The sequence below is a fragment of the Streptomyces sp. NPDC046308 genome, from assembly GCF_055588065.1.
The window spans coordinates 285,253-301,727 of the sequence record NZ_JBVJFB010000001.1 but is presented as its reverse complement, the minus strand read 5'-3'; the positions used below and the strand labels follow the sequence as shown (position 1 = coordinate 301,727).

Below are 16,475 nucleotides of genomic sequence, written 5' to 3'. Positions count from 1 at the left end.
GCAAGGAGCATCACCGCATGACCAACATCGGCATCCTGGGCGCCGGCCGCGTCGGAACCAACCTCGCCGGCAAACTCGCCGCAGCCGGACACCGCGTCACCCTCAGCAGCCGGAACCCCGAAGACACCGCCGCCCGCACCACCGGACTCGCGCCGCGGATCGCCTTCGCCGACGCGCGCACCACCGCCCGCACCACGGACGTCGTGATCAACGCGACGCCCGGCGACAGTTCCCTGGAGCGCCTCACCGCCCTGCGCGCCGAACTGGCAGGCAAGATCCTCATCGATGTCTCCAACGCCACCCGTGACGCCGCCGACGGCCTGCCCGGCGACCTCTGCCATCCGGGCGGCAGCCTCGCCGAGAAGCTCCAGGCCGCGCTCCCCGACACCCATGTGGTCAAGACCCTCAACACCATGCTGTTCATGGTCATGACCGCCCCCGAATCCCTGGCCGTCCCACCGACCGCCTTTCTCTCGGGCGACGGCGAGGACGCGAAGAAGACCGTCAGCGGCCTGCTCGGGGACCTGGGTTGGCGGCCCGAATGGATCGAGGACCTCGGCGACATCACCACAGCCCGTGCCACCGAGGCCATGATCCTGACCGTGCCCCACGTCATGCGCCGCCACGGCTTCAAGCCCTTCGCCGTCTCCCTCGCCCGCTGAAGGCTGCCCCCCGCGTACGGCTGTGGTGCGCCTTCGTGCCGGACGGGCCGTGGGTGAAGCAGGCCGACAGACCGACGGCTTCCTCGACACGTCGAACGCCGCCGCCGGGATCCCCCGCGCGTACGGAGAGACCCCGGCGCAGGTCATGAGCGGAGCGTCAGGCGGGGGAGGAGGTCCAGGTGCTGGCGGGGAGCGGCGTCCGGGGCCGCGGCCGCCAGGCGGTCCAGCAGCAGGGCTGCCGCTCGCGCGCCCACCTCGTGCTTGGCCGGCGCCACCGCCGAGAGGGGTACGTCGGCCATCCCGGCCACCTCGTCGTCGTACGTGATCACCGCCAGGTCCTCCGGTACCCGCACCCCGCGCGCCTGGAGCCGCGGGATCAGCATGATCGCGTCGGTGTCGCTGTGGACCAGGGCGGCGGTGACCCCGCCCGCCGTCACCGCCGCGCAGAGGTAGTCCAGCGTCCGGGCGAACATGTCCGCCTCCGACCGTGAACCCGGTCCGGTCGGCGGCCACGGCGGGGCCGGTTCCAGGCCGAGCGCGGACACGGCGGCCTCGTAGCCGGCCCGCAGTCGTGCCGTGGTCGGGGTCGCCCGGCTGGCGAGGGCGATCCGCCGGTGCCCCTGCTCCACCAGGTGCCGCACCGCCCGGGCCGCGCCGTGCGCGTGGTCGGAGGACACCCGGTCCAGTGAGGCCGCGGGATGCCCCGGCGGTGCCCAGCGCTCCACCAGTACGGTCGGCACCGGGAGTTCGGCGGTCCAGGCACCCTCGCCGGGCCCCGGCGACCCGGCCTCCCAGTTCGGTGTCAGCAGCAGCCCGTGCGCCCCCGTGGAGAGCAGCCGGTCCGCCTGCGTCCGGTCCTCGCCCTGCAGGTACCGGGTCAGCCCCACGGTCAGCCAGGCCCCCCGCGCCTCGACCGCCTCGCGGGCCCCGCGTACCACCTCGGCGTAGTGGTACTCGGTGGTCGGGACGACCATTCCGACCACCAGCCCCTCCGCCGCCCCTCCGCGTCCGCCCCCGCCTCCGCCCCCGCCTCCACCCGAGCCGGCGCCCGTCGAAGCAGCCGAACCGGTCGCAGGTGCCGAGCCCGGGTCCACCCGGCTGATCGCCCCGTGCATCCGCCGGATCTCGCCCCGCGCCGCCATCGCCTCGATGTCCCGGCGCAGGGTCACGGGCGAGATGCCGAGCTCCCGGGCCAGCTCCGCCACGCGCACGCTGCCGCGTGCCCGGACGAGCTCGAGCACCTGTGCCTGACGCTGGTTCACGTGTCTTCTCAAGATGTCCCCCTGGGGTCGGCCGCCGTGGCCGGCTTCAGCGACGCCGTGCTGTCGGCGCCATCATAGGGAATCGATTCGATCGACTAGCTCGATTCGATCGAATCCGATCAACTGGTCATTGACGCCCGGACGGTGCGTTCATATATTCGGCGGCGTTCCGTACTTCCCGGCATCTCGACCTCTTTCGGGAGTCAGCGCATGCTCACGTACGACCAGGACGGATTCCGGCGCGCGGGCCGCCCCCACCGCATCGTCTCGGGCGCCCTGCACTACTTCCGGGTCCACCCGGACCTGTGGGAGGACCGGCTCACGCGCCTGCGCGCCCTCGGTGCCAACACCGTGGACACGTACGTCCCCTGGAACTTCCACGAGACCGCCCCCGGCAAGGCCGACTTCACCGGCCGGCGCGACCTCGGCCGGTTCCTGCGCCTCGCCCACGACCTCGGCCTCGACGCCGTCGTCCGCCCCGGCCCGTACATCTGCGCCGAGTGGGACTTCGGCGGCCTGCCCGCCCGCCTCCTCGCCGTCGACGGCCTCCACCTGCGCTGCTCCGACCCGCGCTTCGAGGCCGAGGTGGACGGCTGGTTCGACCTCGTCGTCCCCGAGCTGCTGCCGCTGCTCGCGAGCCGCGGCGGCCCCGTCGTCGCCGTGCAGATCGAGAACGAGTACGGCTCGTACGGCAACGACACCCGCTACCGCGCCCACGTCGAACAGGCCCTCGTCGAACGCGGGGTGGACTGCCTCCTGTTCACCGCCGACGGCCCCGAGGACGCCATGCTCCAGGGCGGCATGCTCCCCGGCCGGCTCGCCACCGCCACCTTCGGGGCCCGGCCCGCCGAACGCCTCGACGCACTGCGCCGCTACCAGCGGACCGGCCCGCTCGCCGCCATGGAGTTCTGGATCGGCTGGTTCGACCACTGGGGCGAGGACCACCACGTCCGCGCCGTCGAGGACGCGGCCGCCTCCCTCGACGAACTCCTCGCCACCGGCGCCTCCGTCAACCTCTACATGGCCCACGGCGGCACCAACTTCGGCTTCTGGGCCGGTGCCAACCACGCGGGATCCCGCCCCGGCGACCCCGGCTACCAGCCGACCGTCACCAGCTACGACTACGACGCGCCCATCGGCGAAGCCGGCGAACTCACCCCCAAGTTCCACGCGTTCCGCGAGGTCATCGGCAAGTACGTGCCGCTCCCCGACACCCCGCTGCCGGAGCCGCCGCCCCGGATCACCCCCGCCCTCGCCGTCCCCGCGGGCACCGCGGAGCTGCTGGAACGCCTCGACGTCCTCGCCGGGCCCCCGGTCCTGCGCCCCGCCCCCGAGCCCATGGAGCGGCTCGGACAGAGCCACGGCATGGTCCACTACCGCACCGCCGTCACGGGGCCGCGGCCCGCCATGCCCGTCAGGATCGACGGCCTCGGCGACCGCGCGTACGTGTTCGCCGACGGGGTGCCCCTCGGCGTCCTGGACCGGAACACCCCCGACGAGGGGCTCGACCTGGCGGTCGGTGAGGACGGGGTGGTCCTCGACGTGCTCGTACGGGCCCAGGGGCGGGTCAACTACGGCCCGCTCCTCGACGACCGCAAGGGCATCTGGCGCGGCGTGCGCCACGGCCACCAGCAGCTGTTCCAGTGGGAGATCCGGCTACTGCCCCTCACCGACCCGACAGGACTCGACTGGGGCGACGAGTCCGGTGACCGGGCCGGAGACCGACCGGCCGGACGGCCCGCCTTCCACCGCTTCACCCACGCCCTCGACGAGGGGCACGGGCCGGCCGACGCCTTCATCGACATGTCCGGCTGGGGGACCGGCCTGGTCTGGCTGAACGGCTTCCTCCTGGGCCACTACGACACCCCGCGCGGCCCGCAGCGCACCCTCTACGCCCCCGGCCCTCTGTGGCGCGACGGTGAGAACGAGATCGTCGTCCTCGAACTGGAGCGTCCCGGCACCGAACTGCCGCTGCGCGACCAGCCCGACCTCGGCCGCACGACCGTCGTCACGCTCCAGTAGCCCCCTCCACGGCCGGGCCGAGGCAACCTGAGCTCCCCGACGTCCCTCCTCCTTGACGGAACGTCACTCGGGACACGGGGAGTCGGGGACATGAACAGCCGCACGAACAGCTGCATGGACGGTCGCACGAACCGCCTTGTGGACAGCCACATCGGAAGTCGCGTCGGCCGGAAGCGCACACTCGGCCGGAAACGCACGCTCGGCCGGAGCCGCACGATCGGCCGCACCGTGCCCGCGGTCGCCTTCGTCGCGTGCGCCGCGGCCCTGGCGCTCGCGGTAGCGGCCGCGCCGTCCCGGGCGAGCGGGTGGGCCTCCTCGGAGCAGGTCGGCCGCGCGGGGGAACTCGTACCGGTGCTGGCCAAGGACGATCCGCAGCACCAGGCGCGCGTTCCCAAGGGGCGGCAGCTGCGCGTGGTCAAGGTGAGCAGCCCGGTCTTGGCGGAGGACTCGGCGGAACCAGATGGGCTACAACGGCCGTTCCCACCTGGGCTGGGTGCGGATCAAATCCGACGCGCGGCCCGGAGAGTATCCGCTGTCCGTCACCTTCGACTACGTGAACCCGCTCGACTCCGACGACACCGCGGGGAGCCGCCCGTACGTCGCCGGAGGCGGCACGATCACCGTCGTGGCCGGGGACGGTGACGGGGAAGGCGGCGACGGTGACGGTGACGGTGACGGTGACGGGGGAGGAGGCGTCACCGGCCGTCCCGTGGTCTGGGCCCTGGGCGGCGCCGTGGTGGCGGCGCTCGCGACACATGGTGTTCACGTGGCACGGCACCGACGCCGTACCGCCGCCGGACCCGGCCGCCTAGACTGACCCGCGGTTGATCATGTACCCGACGAGGCTGAGGAACGAAACGCATGCGCTCTCTCCCCCTGGGCAGTTCAGGTCTGCAGGTCTCCGCCGTCGGCCTCGGCTGTAACAACTTCGGCGGCCGGCTCGACGCCCAGGCCACCCGCGCCGTGGTCGACGCCGCCCTAGAGGCGGGCATCACCCTCCTCGACACCGCCGACATCTACGGCAACGCCGGCGGCTCCGAGGTCCACCTCGGGCAGGCCCTCAAGGGCCGCCGCGACCAGGTCGTCCTCGCCACCAAGTTCGGCTACGACGGCGTGGACATGAAGTACGGGCCCGCCGCCGGATCCCGCGGCGGCCGCGCGTACATCCGCCGGGCCGTCGAGGAGTCCCTGCGCCGCCTCGACACCGACCACATCGACCTCCTCCAGCTGCACAGCCCCGACCCGGCCACCCCGATCGCCGAGACCCTGGCCGCGCTCACCGAGCTCGTCGCCGAGGGCAAGGTCCGCTACATCGGCCACTCCAACCTCACCGGCTGGCAGCTCGCCGAAGCCGCCCACGTCGCCCGCGAGACCGGCTCGGTCCCCTTCGTGTCGGCGCAGAACGAGTGGTCGCTGCTGGAGCGGTCGGCCGAGCGCGAGCTGGTCCCGGCCGCCCTGCACTACGGTGTCGGCGTACTCCCGTACTTCCCGCTGGCCAACGGGCTGCTGACGGGCAAGATCCGCCGGGGCGCGCCCGTCCCGGCCGGATCCCGCCTCGAAGGCCGCGACGCGTACCTGACCGACGCGCGCCTCGACGTGGTCGAAGCGCTGGCCGCGCTGGGCGAGAAGCACGACCGGACCGTCCTCGAACTCGCCATCGGCTGGCTCTCCGCCCAGCCCGGCTGCGCCTCCGTCATCGCCGGAGCCACCTCGGCCGAGCAGGTGCGTGCCAACGCGGCCGTCGCCGACCGCCCGCTCGACGCGGAGCTGCTCGCCGAGATCGACGCCATCGCCCCGGGCGTCGGCGCGTGACGGGCGGCGGGCGGCGGCCGCTGCGCTGTGCGCTCCTCGACGACTTCCAGGACGTCGGAAGCAGCGCGGCGGACTGGTCGCCGCTCGCCGGCCGCGTCGAAACGGTGAGCTTCACCGACCACACGGACGACGAGGACGTGCTCGCCGGACGGCTGGCCGACTTCGACATCGTGGTCACCCTGCGCGAACGCGTTCCCTTCCCCGCCTCGCTCCTCGACAGGCTGCCGCGCCTGCGCCTGCTCATCGCGTCCGGCATGCGCAATTCGGTGATCGACTACGCCGCCGCCGCACGCAACGGAGTGACCGTGTGCGGCACCGGCAGCTCGTCCACCCCGCCCGTCGAGCTGACCTGGGCCCTGCTGCTGGGCCTGGCCCGCGGCCTGGTGCGGGAGAGCACCGCCCTGCGCGACGGCGGTCCCTGGCAGCAGGGCGTCGGCGCGGACCTGCACGGCCGGCGGCTCGGACTGCTCGGCCTCGGCAAGATCGGCAGCCGGGTCGCCCGGGTGGCGCTCGCCTTCGGCATGGACGTGGTGGCATGGAGCCCGAACCTCACCGCGGAACGGGCCGCGGAGGTGGGGGTCACGCTCGCGCCGTCCAAGGAGGAGCTGCTGGCGAGCAGTGACTTCGTCTCCGTCCACCTCGCCCTCGGCGAGCGCAGCCGGGGCCTGATCGGCGCTGCCGAGCTCGCGCTGATGCGGCCGACGGCCTACCTCGTCAACACCTCGCGCGGGGCGATCGTCGACCAGCAGGCACTCCTCGAGGCCCTGCACGCGGGCCGGATCGCGGGCGCGGGCATCGACGTCTTCGACATCGAGCCGCTGCCGGCCGGACACCCCCTGCGAAGCGCCCCCCGGCTGCTCGCCACCCCGCACCTGGGCTATGTGACACGGTCCAACTACGCCACGTACTACGGCGATGCGGTCGAGGACATCCGGGCGTTCCTCGACGGCTCACCCGTGCGCGTCCTCGGCTGACAGCCGGCACCACAGCGGCCGGCAGAACCCCCCGATCGGCCTCCCGTCGACAGGGGTTTCCGCCGGCCCCGTGCCGCCCCGCCGCGAGAGCGACCTCCGCGCACGGCGCCCGGCCGTTCCCGCGGCACGGTGCCGGCCCCGATCCCTAGGACACGATGTCCTTGCGGGAGAATCCCCGGAAGGCGAGGGCGAACAGCACCAAGGCGTACGAGACCGACACCACCGTCCCCTTGATCATCCCACCCCACTCCAGCTGCGGCTGCAAGGCGTCCGCCCACGCGAACTGCCAGTGCGCCGGCAGGAACTCGCGCCAGGACCCGAGCGCGGTCACGGCGTCCAGCACATTGCCGACGATCGTCAGGCCGACCGCCCCGCCCACCGCGCCCAGGGGCGCGTCCGTCCGCGTGGACAGCCAGAACGCCAGCCCCGCCGTCACCAGCTGCGAGACGAAGACGAAGGCCACCGCCAGCGCGAGCCGCGGCACGGTGTCCGCGGTCGCCAGCGCCCCGCCGGCCGGGAGCTTGAGCGGCCCCCACCCGTACGCGGCCGTACCCGCCGCCAGCGCCACCACCGGCAGCAGCACCATCGCCGCCAGGCTGAAGCCCAGCGCCACCACCAGCTTGCTCCACAGCAGCCGCGTCCGCGGCACCGGCGAGGCCAGCAGGTAGCGCAGTGAGGACCAGCTCGCCTCCGAGGCCACCGTGTCCCCGCAGAACAGCGCCACCGGCACCACCAGCAGGAACCCGGCCGAGACGAACAGGCAGGTCGCGGCGAAGTTCGCGCCCGAGGCCGTGGCCGTGTCGATCAGCGTGACCCGGCCGTTCCCGCCGTCCCGGCTGCCCGGGCCGCCGCCCACCGCGAACGCGATCATCAGGATGAACGGCAGCGCGGCCAGCACCCCGCCCATCACCAGCGTCCGCCGCCGGCGCCACTGCCGCAGCGCCTCCACGCGCAGCGGCAGCGTACGGCTCGCCCGGTAGCCCGGGGCCACCTCCTGTACGGCGCTCACGCCGGACCTCCGATCAGGGTGAGGAACGCGTCCTCCAGTCGCCGGTGCGGTCCCACTCCGGTGACCGGCACCTCCAGCCGTACGAGTTCGGCGATCAGCCCGGCGGCCGTCGCGCCGTCGAGCCGCACGAGCAGCCCGTCGTCGGCGGCCACCACGGAACCCACTCCCTCCAGCGCCGCCACCTTCTCGAGGCCCACCGCGTCCACCGGCTCCGCCAGCGTCACGAGCAGCGTGTCCCCGCCACCGGTGATCTCGGCGACCTCGCCCGCCGCGACCCGCTGTCCGCGGTCCATGACGACCAGGTGCGTACAGGACTGCTCCACCTCGGACAGCAGGTGGCTGGAGACGATGACCGTCCGGCCGCCGGCGGCGTAGCGGATCATCACGTCCCGCATCTCCCTGATCTGTGGCGGGTCCAGACCGTTCGTCGGCTCGTCGAGGATCAGCAGGTCCGGCATGCCGAGCATGGCCTGCGCGATCGCCAGGCGCTGGCGCATGCCCTGCGAGTACGTGCGCACCGCGCGCTCCAGCGCGTCGCCCAGTCCCGCGATCTCCAGCGCCTGCGCCATGTGCGAGTCCTCGGCCGGGCGGCCGGTGGCCTGCCAGTACAGCTCCAGGTTGGCGCGGCCGGTCAGATGCGGAAGGAATCCCGCGCCCTCCACGAACGCCCCGACCCGCGACAGCACCGGAGCGCCGGGCCGCACCGCGTGCCCGAACACCCGGATCTCCCCGGCGTCCGGCGAGATCAGCCCCATCAGCATGCGCAGGGTGGTGGTCTTGCCGGCGCCGTTGGGCCCGAGCAGCCCCAGCACCTGACCCTTCTCCACCCGGAACGACAGGTCCCGCACCGCGTACCGGTCCTGCGCCTTCGCGTACCGCTTCGTCAGTCCCGTGATCTCCAGGGGTACGTCGGCCAGTGCCGGGTCCGGCTGCGCCGGGCCCGGCCGCGTCCCCGCGGCCCCCCGGCCGGTCCTGCGGATCCCGAGCAGCCCCGCGGCCAGCGCGGCCGCGCCCAGCGGCAGCCACCAGGTCCAGGCGGGCAGCCCGGCCGCGGCCGTCCGCACCCCGGTCGCGACGGGAACGGCCAGCGGACCCTCCACCGCCACCGTGTAGGCGGCGGGCGCGGCCGGGGTGGCGTAGCCGAGGTCGGTGGCGGCGACCACGAGCCGCAGCCGGTGCCCGGCCACGGCGGAGTGGTCGATCGCGGGCAGGCTCAGCTTCACGCTCACGCCCTGCTGCGCGTTCTCCACCCGCACCGGGGCGACCAGCTGGTTGGGCAGCACCTGCTGCTGGCCGTCGGGCGCCACGTCGTACACCTTGCCGAAGAGCACGGCCGATCCGTCGGCGGCTGTCGACCTCACGTTCAGGGTGACGGTCGGGGTCCCGGTGATCCGTACGTCCTCGGTCAGCGGAGCCGACTCGAACCGGGCGTTCTGCCCGGGGAAGTCCAGGGAGAACCCGGCCCCGAAGGCGGCGAGCTGACCGCCGATGCCGGGCAGCGAGGACAGCGCCGGAGGCGCGCCGCCCGCCGGATTGGCGAAGGTCTGCTCGCGTCCCGTCAGGGCGAACTGCCGCGGGCCGGAGACCAGCCCCGGGTACGTGTCGCCGCTCGCGCCGCGCAGGGTGACCTCGCCGTCGGTGGAATCGATGCCGCCCGAGCGCGAGACCCGGAAGGCCGGGCCGGTGTCCGCGGCCTCGTCCCCCTTCAGGTGGCGGTCGAACCAGGCCGCCACCCGGTCCTCGACCCGGTCCGCCTCGCGCATGCCGCCGTCGTGCCCGCCGGCCGCCCAGTCCACGGAGACGGGTGCCCCGTTCGCCGCGATGGCCCGGGCCATCGCGTCGGCCTGGTCCAGCGGGAACAGGGAGTCGTCCTGGCCCTGCACGATGAGGGTCGGCACCTTGATGCGGTCGCCCACGGCCGAGGGGCTGCGCTGCTCCAGCAGGGCGCGCGCCTCGGGGTCGGGCTTGCCTGCCACCGCGACGCGTTCGTACATCGCGCACAGTTCGGGCTGGAAGCGTCCGCAGCCGGGAGCGGCCGACGGGTCCGGCCGTCCCGGACGGGCCTGCTGCATCCCGCCGGACGAGCCGGTGGTGAAGAAGATGCCGGACCACAGCTTCTTGAAGACGCCGTTCGGGAAGAGGGAGTCCGCGAGGTTCCAGTAGGTGATCTGCGGAGCGATCGCGTCGACCCGCTTGTCGTACCCGGCGGCGAGCAGCGAGATCGCCCCGCCGTAGGAGGCCCCGGAGACGCCGACGCGCGGATCGCCGTCCGCGTCGAGCCGTACCTCGGGCCGGGCCGCGAGCCAGTCGACGAGCCGGGAGACGTCCTTGACCTCGTTCTCGGGGTCGTTCAGCCCGATCCGGCCGCCGGAGCTGCCGAAGCCGCGCGCCGACCAGGTCATGACGGCGTACCCGTCGCGGGCCAGCCGCTCGGCCTGAGCGCGCACGTCGTCCTTGCTGCCGCCGAAACCGTGTCCGAGGAGCACAGCGGGACGTTTCTCCGCCCCGCCGCCCGCAGTGAAGTACGAGGTGTCGACGGCGGCGCCGGGCATGTCCAGGACCTGGTCCTGGCGGTGCACGGCCGGAGCGTCACCGGCCGCCGACGCGGCCGTCCAGGTGCCGGCGCCCGCCACGACGGCGAGCGCGGCGGCGCCCGCGAGGAGGCGGTCTCGGCGGCGCCGGGGCATTCGGAGCTTCATATGGGAACCCTAAAGGGCAGGTCCCCGGGGTCCGAGCACCCACAGGCGTAACCCCAGCCCTTCTCAAGGACCATGCCGCGCCCCGCGCGTACCGCACCTGCGGTACGCGCCCCCGACCTGCGCGGCGGGTCCCGAGGCGGGAGGATGACCGCATGCTGCTGGCCGACGTCGCACGCGTGTCCCGGGAGGTCGCCGGGACCGCCGCCCGCTCCCGCAAGACCGCCCTGCTCGCGGAGCTCTTCGCCACCGCGCCGCCCGACGAGGCCGCTCTGGTGATCTCCTACCTCTCCGGGCGCCTCCCGCAGGGCCGCCCGGGCATCGGCTGGCGCGCCCTCGCCCAGGAGACCGCACCCGCCACGGAGCCCACCCTGACGGTCCGCGCCGTCGACGCGGCGGTCTCCGAACTCGCCGCCGTCGCGGGCCCCGGCGCCCAGGCGGAGCGGCGCCGGATCGTGGAGACCCTGCTGGCCGCGGCCACCGGCCCCGAGCAGGTGTTCCTGCGCAGTCTGCTGTCAGGTGAGGTCCGCCAGGGCGCGCTGGACGCGGTGGCCCTGGAGGGCGTGGCCGCGGCCGCCGGAGTACCGGCCGCCGAACTGCGCCGGGCGGTGATGCTCGACGGCTCACTGCCGCGGGTGGCGGCCGCGGTGCTCGCCGAGGGGGCGCAGGCCCTGGGTGCCGTCACCCTGCGCGTCGGCCGGCCCGTACAGCCGATGCTGGCGGGCACGGCCCCGTCGGTCGCCGAGGCACTGGCCGCACTCGGGCCGTGCGCGGTGGAGGAGAAGCTCGACGGGATCCGCGTGCAGGTCCACCGGGACGGGGACGACGTACGGGTGTACACGCGTTCCCTGGACGAGATCACCGGCAGGCTCCCGGAGGTGACGGAACTGGCCCGGTCGCTTCCGGGGGAGCGGTTCATCCTCGACGGGGAGGTCATCGGCCGCGCGGCCGACGGCAGGCCCGTCCCCTTCCAGGAGATCGCGAGCCGGGTCGGCTCCCGCGTCGACGTCGAGGCCGCACGGCGGACGCTCCCGGTCGTCCCCTGCTTCTTCGACGTCCTGGCCGCAGGCGAAGACGTCCTCCTCGACCTCCCGGTCCGGGAGCGGTACGAGGCCCTGGCCGCCCTCGTGCCCGAGAACGCCCGCGTCCGGCGCCTCGTGGTGGAGGACCCGGGCGCGCAGGCGGCCGAGGCCGAGGAATTCTGGGCCGAGACCCTGCGCCGCGGCCACGAGGGGGTCGTGGTCAAGGCACTGGACTCCTCCTACGCGGCCGGCCGCCGCGGCCGGCACTGGCTGAAGGTGAAGCCGGTGCACACCCTGGACCTGGTGGTCCTCGCAGCCGAATGGGGCCACGGGCGGCGCACCGGACTGCTCTCGAACCTGCACCTCGGAGCGCGGGCCGCCGACGGCGGCTACGCCATGCTCGGCAAGACCTTCAAAGGGCTCACGGACGAGATGCTGCGCTGGCAGACCGGGGCGCTGCGCGCGCTCGCCACCTCCGACGACGGCTTCACCGTGCGGGTGCGGCCCGAACTGGTGGTGGAGATCGCCTACGACGGGCTGCAGCGCTCCCCGCGCTACCCGGCCGGGGTGGCGCTGCGGTTCGCGCGGGTGCTGAGGTACCGCCCGGACAAGGACGCGGAGCAGGCCGATACCGTGGAGACGGTGCTCGGCGAGGGAAGCGGCCCCTGATCACCGGCTGACAGCCGTACCGGGCGGGCGGCGAAGGATTTGCCTCAGAGGCAAAGCGAATTGCCAGAAAGGCAAAGCTCTGGCTCAATCGGGGCATGAAACCCGGTCCCGACCCCGGTCCCGCCGGTCCCGAAGACGCGGCCGACGAGCTGCCCGCAGTGGCCCCGCAACTGCGCGAGCTGCGCCGCCGCGCCGGACTCACCCTGGAGGCCGCCGCCGCCCGGGCGCGGCTCTCGCCCGCCCACCTGTCCCGCCTGGAGACCGGCCGGCGCCAGCCCTCGCTGCCGCTCCTGCTCGGGCTCGCCCGCACCTACGGCACGACGGTCTCCGAGCTGCTCGGCGAGACCCCGGCCGCCGCCGATCCCATCGTACGGGCCGGCGGTCCCGGCGCCCGCGAGGCCGACGGCTGGACGTACTGGCAGGCGGGCGGCTCCGGCCGCGGCATGCAGGCCCTGCGCGTGCACGTCCCCCACGGCCGCAGCCAGGGCGAGCTGGTCCGCGTACATCCCGGCGAGGAATGGCTCTACGTCCTGGACGGGCGGCTGCGGCTGCACCTGGGGGAGGCCGAGCACCTGCTGGAACCGGGGGACAGCGCGCACTTCGACTCGCTCACCCCGCACCGGATCGGCGCGGCCTCCTCCGGCGGCGCCGACCTGCTGTTCGTCCACACCCTGCTGCAGAGCAGCCTCGCCGGGCTGTGCCTCGGCGGCACGACCACCACCACGCACCACCGATAGCGGAGGAGCCGTACCCATGTCCCAAGCCGAGAAGCCCGCGCCCACGACCATCCGGGCCCGCTTCGAGTCGAAGTTCCCCCGTGGTCTGATCATCCGGCTGATCGCCTACCTGTTCGTCGGCCACCTCTTCGCGTTCTTCGTCTACCTCCTCTTCGTCCTGGGTGGCCAGAACCAGTAACCCGGCAGGCGGACGAGTTCGGGCCGCGCGGCTCTGGCAACGTGAGGGCCCTGTGGCTACCCTCCGCGCATGATTTCCACGGTTGTCTGGGGTACCGGCAACGTCGGCCGTCTGGCCATCCGCGCCGTCGAGGCCCATCCCGCGCTGAAACTCTCCGCCGTCATCGTCCACGATCCGGCCAAGGTCGGCCGCGACGCGGGCGAACTCGGCGGCCTCGACCACCTGTCGGGGGTCGCGGCCACCGACGACATCGAGGCCGTCCTGGCCGCCCGCCCCCGGGCCGTGGTGTACGCCGCGTCCGGTGACGTACGGCCCGATGACGCCCTCGCCGACATCACCCGGGCCATCCGGTCCGGCGCCGTCGTCGTCAGCCCCGCCCTCTATCCGCTCTACGACCACCGCAGCGCCCCACCGGAGTTCCGCGATCCGGTGCTCGCCGCCATCGCGGACGGCGGCGGTTCGCTGTTCGCCTCCGGAGTCGACCCCGGCTGGGGCAACGACGTGCTCCCGCTCCTGCTCAGCGGACTCGGCACCACCATCGACGTCATCCGCTGCCAGGAGATCTTCGACTACTCCACCTACGACCAGCCGGACTCCGTCCGCCACCTCGTGGGCATGGGCCACCCCATGGACTACGAGCCGATGATGCTCATGCCCTCCATCCCGACCATGGTCTGGGGCGGGCAGATACGGATGATGGCCCGGGCCCTCGGCGTCGAACTCGACGAGATCCGCGAGACGTCGGAGCGCCGCGCCCTCGACACCGCCGTGACCACCCGCACCATGGGCGACTTCGAGGCGGGCACCCAGGGCGCCATCCGCTTCGAGGTGCAGGGCATCGTCGAGGGCGAGCCCCGCATCGTCATCGAGCACGTCACCCGCATCCACGCCTCGTGCGCACCGGACTGGCCCGTGCCGCCCGGCGGCGGCGACGGCGCCCACCGGGTCGTCATCGAGGGCCGGCCGCGCATCGAGGTCACCATCGAGGCCACCGACGAGGGCGAGAACCGCTCGGCCGGCGGCAACGCCACCGCCGTCGGCCGCCTCGTCGGCGCCATCGACTGGCTCACCGAGGCCGAGCCCGGACTCTACGACGCCCTGGACATCCCGCTGCGCCCCGCCACCGGCAGACTCGGAAGGACGAAGTCATGAGGATCGACATCCCCGAAGGCCAGCACCCGATCGAGTACGTCTGGGGCGACATGGTCCCCGGCATCGGCATGGCCGCCGCGAACTTCTCGCTGTCCGTGTACGCCCACACCACCCTGGGCCTGCGCGAGTTCGAGGCGGCCCGGCTGCGCGTCGCGCAGATCAACGGGTGCGTCTTCTGCCTCGACTGGCGCACCGAGCGGGACGGGGAGAAGGTCGAGGAGGAGTTCTCCGAGGCCGTCACCGAGTGGCGCACCACCGACCGCTTCGACGAGCGCACCCGGCTGGCGGCGGAGTACGCCGAGCGGTACACCCTGGACCACCACGGCCTCGACGACGAGTTCTGGGACCGGATGACCGCGCACTACAGCCAGTTGGAGATCGTTGAGCTGACGATGAGCATCGGGTCCTGGCTGGCCTTCGGCCGGCTCAACCACGTGCTCGGCCTCGACAGCGTGTGCGTGCTGCCCGGCCACTGAGCGGAGCCGCGCCGCTGCGAGCCGCGCGGAACGGGCCGTGAAAAGGGGCCGTTCGGTGAGTCCGAACGGCCCCGGCCGCTGGGGGGAGGACGCGGCCCTACCGGAGGTCGGTTGCGATGATCTTCTCGATGTTGCGCTCGGCGAGTGCCGTGATGGTGACGAACGGGTTGACGCTGGCGTTTCCGGGGATCAGCGCTCCGTCGATCACGTACAGGCCGGTGTAGCCGTGCAGGCGCCCGTAGTTGTCGGTGGCCTTGTTCAGGACGGCGCCACCGAGCGGGTGGTAGGTGAGGGTGTCGTTCCAGATCTTGTTGCCGCCGAACAGGTCGGTCCGGTAGATCGTCCCCTCCTTCGAGTTGATCTTGTCGAAGATCGTCTTGGCCATGCCGATGGACGACTGCTTCCAGGCGGTCTGCCAGTTCAGGTCGGCCGTGCCCGTCGCGGCGTTCCAGGTGAACTCGCCGCGGTTCGGGTTCTTCGTGATCGACAGGTAGAAGGAGGCGTAGGTCTCGATCCCGGTGGGGAGCGGCGCGACCTCGGCGAAGGCGCCGCCGGCGTCCCAGTTGTCGATGCCGGAGCAGGGGATGGTCGACTGGAGCTTGCCGGTCGGGTCCCACATGTGGTTGGCGCGGCCGCACATGACGTTGCCGTTCTCGCCCCAGCCCTTGCCGACCTCGCCGTTGAGGTTCGGCAGTGCCCCGGTGGCCTTCAGCTTGACCAGGAGCTTGCTGGTGCCGACGCTGCCGGCCGCGAAGAACACCCGGTCCGCGGTCACCGTCTTGGTGGCCACGGTGTCGCCGGTGGTGTTGATCTGGTCGATGGTGACCGCGTAGCCGCCGCCCGCCGCGGGGGAGACCGAAGTGACCTTGTGCAGCGCCGAGATGGTGACCTTGCCGGTCGCCCTGGCCTGGGCGAGGTACGTCTGCACCAGCGACTTCTTGCCGTGGTTGTTGCCGTAGAGGATCTCGCCGGCCAGGGCGGACTTGGTGGCGGTGCCGGCGGCCTCCTGCTTCATGTAGTCCCAGTCGTACACGTCGGGTACGAAGGTCCAGGCGAATCCGGAGCGCTGGGCGTGCTTGCGGCCGACGCGGGAGAACTGGTAACAGTCCGCCGTGTCGAACCACGCCGGGTCGATCATGCCGACCCCGAGACCGGCGTTGGCCCGGGGGTAGTAGGTCGCGTACATCTCCTCGGCGTCCACCGACGGGAGGACGGCGGCGAAGTTGGCCCGCTTGGGCGTGACCGCCATTCCTCCGTTGACCAGCGAACCACCGCCCACGCCGCGGCCCTGGTAGACCGTGATCCCGGCGAAGTCCTCCGCGTCGAGGATTCCGGTGTACTTGGGGACGTCCTTGTCGATCGGGAAGCCGAGGAAGTTGCTGAGCGGCGCCTTGGTCCGGGTCCGCAGCCAGAAGGACCGGTAGTCCGGACTGGTCACCTTCGGGAAGATCTTCCCGTCCGAGCCCGGGGTGTCCCAGGACATGCCCATCTCGATCATCTGCACGTCCACGCCGGCCTGTGCGAGGCGCAGCGCCGCGACGGAGCCGCCGTATCCGGTGCCGACGACCAGGACCGGTACGCGGGCACCGTCGGCGATCGGGGCGGCCGCGGGAGCGGCCTGGGCCGGGGTGATGTGGCCCGCCAGGGCCACGGCTCCCAAAATAGAACCAGTTCTACCGATGAATCCACGACGGGAAATGCCCTTGGGGCCACTTCCGGGCAGGGTTCTGTCGCCCATGTGACGTTCCTCACTCTCGGTGGAATGGGAACGAGTTCTACTGCCGCGTGCATGTGAAGTCACTAC

The 16,475-nt window shown here is 72.9% G+C and carries 14 protein-coding genes; 10 read left to right on the top strand and 4 right to left on the bottom strand.

Translation table 11 applies throughout. The annotated features are described in order from the left end of the window. Positions 1-17: 17 nt before the first annotated feature. The gene (locus ACZ6JT_RS01360) at positions 18-662 is read left to right on the top strand and encodes an NADPH-dependent F420 reductase (protein WP_469205976.1); all 645 of its coding nucleotides are present in this window, start codon (positions 18-20) and stop codon (positions 660-662) included. 143 nt (positions 663-805) lie between these two features. Here ACZ6JT_RS01360 and ACZ6JT_RS01355 read toward each other — a convergent pair whose 3' ends face one another. Then, positions 806-1,936, bottom strand: a complete 1,131-nt coding sequence (locus tag ACZ6JT_RS01355; RefSeq protein WP_469205974.1) for a substrate-binding domain-containing protein — start codon at positions 1,934-1,936, stop codon at positions 806-808. Between the two features lie 198 nt (positions 1,937-2,134). On the opposite strand from ACZ6JT_RS01355, the gene ACZ6JT_RS01350 reads away from it, so the two are divergent. The 4 genes from ACZ6JT_RS01350 to ACZ6JT_RS01335 all read left to right on the top strand — a co-directional run bounded on the left by ACZ6JT_RS01350 (position 2,135) and on the right by ACZ6JT_RS01335 (position 6,732). Then, positions 2,135-3,946, top strand: a complete 1,812-nt coding sequence (locus tag ACZ6JT_RS01350; RefSeq protein WP_469205972.1) for a glycoside hydrolase family 35 protein — start codon at positions 2,135-2,137, stop codon at positions 3,944-3,946. Between the two features lie 460 nt (positions 3,947-4,406). Next, positions 4,407-4,763, top strand: a complete 357-nt coding sequence (locus ACZ6JT_RS01345) for a hypothetical protein (RefSeq protein WP_469205970.1) — start codon at positions 4,407-4,409, stop codon at positions 4,761-4,763. A 44-nt stretch (positions 4,764-4,807) separates the two neighbouring features. Then, positions 4,808-5,758 (top strand): aldo/keto reductase, encoded by a 951-nt coding sequence (locus ACZ6JT_RS01340; protein ID WP_469205968.1) that lies wholly within the window; start codon positions 4,808-4,810, stop codon positions 5,756-5,758. Further along, complete coding sequence (locus ACZ6JT_RS01335; protein ID WP_469205966.1) at positions 5,755-6,732, top strand: D-2-hydroxyacid dehydrogenase family protein; 978 nt, start codon at positions 5,755-5,757, stop codon at positions 6,730-6,732. Before ACZ6JT_RS01340 ends, ACZ6JT_RS01335 begins: the two co-directional genes overlap by 4 nt. 145 nt (positions 6,733-6,877) lie before the next feature. Here the strand turns inward: ACZ6JT_RS01335 and ACZ6JT_RS01330 are convergent, their stop codons facing one another. Both ACZ6JT_RS01330 and ACZ6JT_RS01325 read right to left on the bottom strand, forming a co-directional pair. Continuing rightward, positions 6,878-7,741 carry an ABC transporter permease gene (locus tag ACZ6JT_RS01330; RefSeq protein WP_469205964.1) on the bottom strand — a complete coding sequence of 288 codons (864 nt, stop codon included), beginning with the start codon at positions 7,739-7,741 and terminating at the stop codon, positions 6,878-6,880. Then, complete coding sequence (locus tag ACZ6JT_RS01325; protein ID WP_469205962.1) at positions 7,738-10,440, bottom strand: alpha/beta fold hydrolase; 2,703 nt, start codon at positions 10,438-10,440, stop codon at positions 7,738-7,740. Before ACZ6JT_RS01325 ends, ACZ6JT_RS01330 begins: the two co-directional genes overlap by 4 nt. A 152-nt stretch (positions 10,441-10,592) precedes the next feature. Between ACZ6JT_RS01325 and ACZ6JT_RS01320 the strand changes: the two genes are divergently transcribed. From ACZ6JT_RS01320 to ACZ6JT_RS01300, 5 genes are all read left to right on the top strand, one after another. Next, complete coding sequence (locus tag ACZ6JT_RS01320; RefSeq protein WP_469205960.1) at positions 10,593-12,128, top strand: ATP-dependent DNA ligase; 1,536 nt, start codon at positions 10,593-10,595, stop codon at positions 12,126-12,128. A gap of 95 nt (positions 12,129-12,223) precedes the next feature. Next, positions 12,224-12,865: a helix-turn-helix domain-containing protein gene (locus ACZ6JT_RS01315; RefSeq protein ID WP_469205958.1), complete on the top strand. Its 642-nt coding sequence runs from the start codon at positions 12,224-12,226 to the stop codon at positions 12,863-12,865. Between the two features lie 16 nt (positions 12,866-12,881). Next, entirely contained in the window at positions 12,882-13,043 is a 162-nt protein-coding gene (locus ACZ6JT_RS01310; protein ID WP_158754663.1) for a DUF6126 family protein, read from the top strand. A 69-nt stretch (positions 13,044-13,112) separates the two neighbouring features. After that, positions 13,113-14,195 (top strand): NAD(P)H-dependent amine dehydrogenase family protein, encoded by a 1,083-nt coding sequence (locus ACZ6JT_RS01305; protein WP_469205956.1) that lies wholly within the window; start codon positions 13,113-13,115, stop codon positions 14,193-14,195. Continuing rightward, positions 14,192-14,671 (top strand): carboxymuconolactone decarboxylase family protein, encoded by a 480-nt coding sequence (locus tag ACZ6JT_RS01300; RefSeq protein ID WP_365470454.1) that lies wholly within the window; start codon positions 14,192-14,194, stop codon positions 14,669-14,671. Before ACZ6JT_RS01305 ends, ACZ6JT_RS01300 begins: the two co-directional genes overlap by 4 nt. A 97-nt stretch (positions 14,672-14,768) precedes the next feature. On the opposite strand, the gene ACZ6JT_RS01295 is transcribed toward ACZ6JT_RS01300, so the two are convergent. Continuing rightward, a complete protein-coding gene (locus tag ACZ6JT_RS01295; RefSeq protein ID WP_469205953.1) occupies positions 14,769-16,409 on the bottom strand; it encodes a GMC oxidoreductase in 1,641 nt (546 codons plus the stop codon). Between the last annotated feature and the right edge of the window lie 66 nt (positions 16,410-16,475).

Bases quoted from the DNA above. Each gene is read 5' to 3' on its own strand.
- ACZ6JT_RS01305 (WP_469205956.1), top strand. From the start codon at position 13,113: ATGATTTCCACGGTTGTCTGGGGTACCGGCAACGTCGGCCGTCTGGCC.
- ACZ6JT_RS01310 (WP_158754663.1), top strand. From the start codon at position 12,882: ATGTCCCAAGCCGAGAAGCCCGCGCCCACGACCATCCGGGCCCGCTTC.
- ACZ6JT_RS01320 (WP_469205960.1), top strand. From the start codon at position 10,593: ATGCTGCTGGCCGACGTCGCACGCGTGTCCCGGGAGGTCGCCGGGACC.
- ACZ6JT_RS01295 (WP_469205953.1), bottom strand. From the start codon at position 16,409: ATGGGCGACAGAACCCTGCCCGGAAGTGGCCCCAAGGGCATTTCCCGT.
- ACZ6JT_RS01345 (WP_469205970.1), top strand. From the start codon at position 4,407: ATGGGCTACAACGGCCGTTCCCACCTGGGCTGGGTGCGGATCAAATCC.
- ACZ6JT_RS01340 (WP_469205968.1), top strand. From the start codon at position 4,808: ATGCGCTCTCTCCCCCTGGGCAGTTCAGGTCTGCAGGTCTCCGCCGTC.
- ACZ6JT_RS01315 (WP_469205958.1), top strand. From the start codon at position 12,224: ATGAAACCCGGTCCCGACCCCGGTCCCGCCGGTCCCGAAGACGCGGCC.
- ACZ6JT_RS01350 (WP_469205972.1), top strand. From the start codon at position 2,135: ATGCTCACGTACGACCAGGACGGATTCCGGCGCGCGGGCCGCCCCCAC.
- ACZ6JT_RS01325 (WP_469205962.1), bottom strand. From the start codon at position 10,440: ATGAAGCTCCGAATGCCCCGGCGCCGCCGAGACCGCCTCCTCGCGGGC.
- ACZ6JT_RS01360 (WP_469205976.1), top strand. From the start codon at position 18: ATGACCAACATCGGCATCCTGGGCGCCGGCCGCGTCGGAACCAACCTC.
- ACZ6JT_RS01300 (WP_365470454.1), top strand. From the start codon at position 14,192: ATGAGGATCGACATCCCCGAAGGCCAGCACCCGATCGAGTACGTCTGG.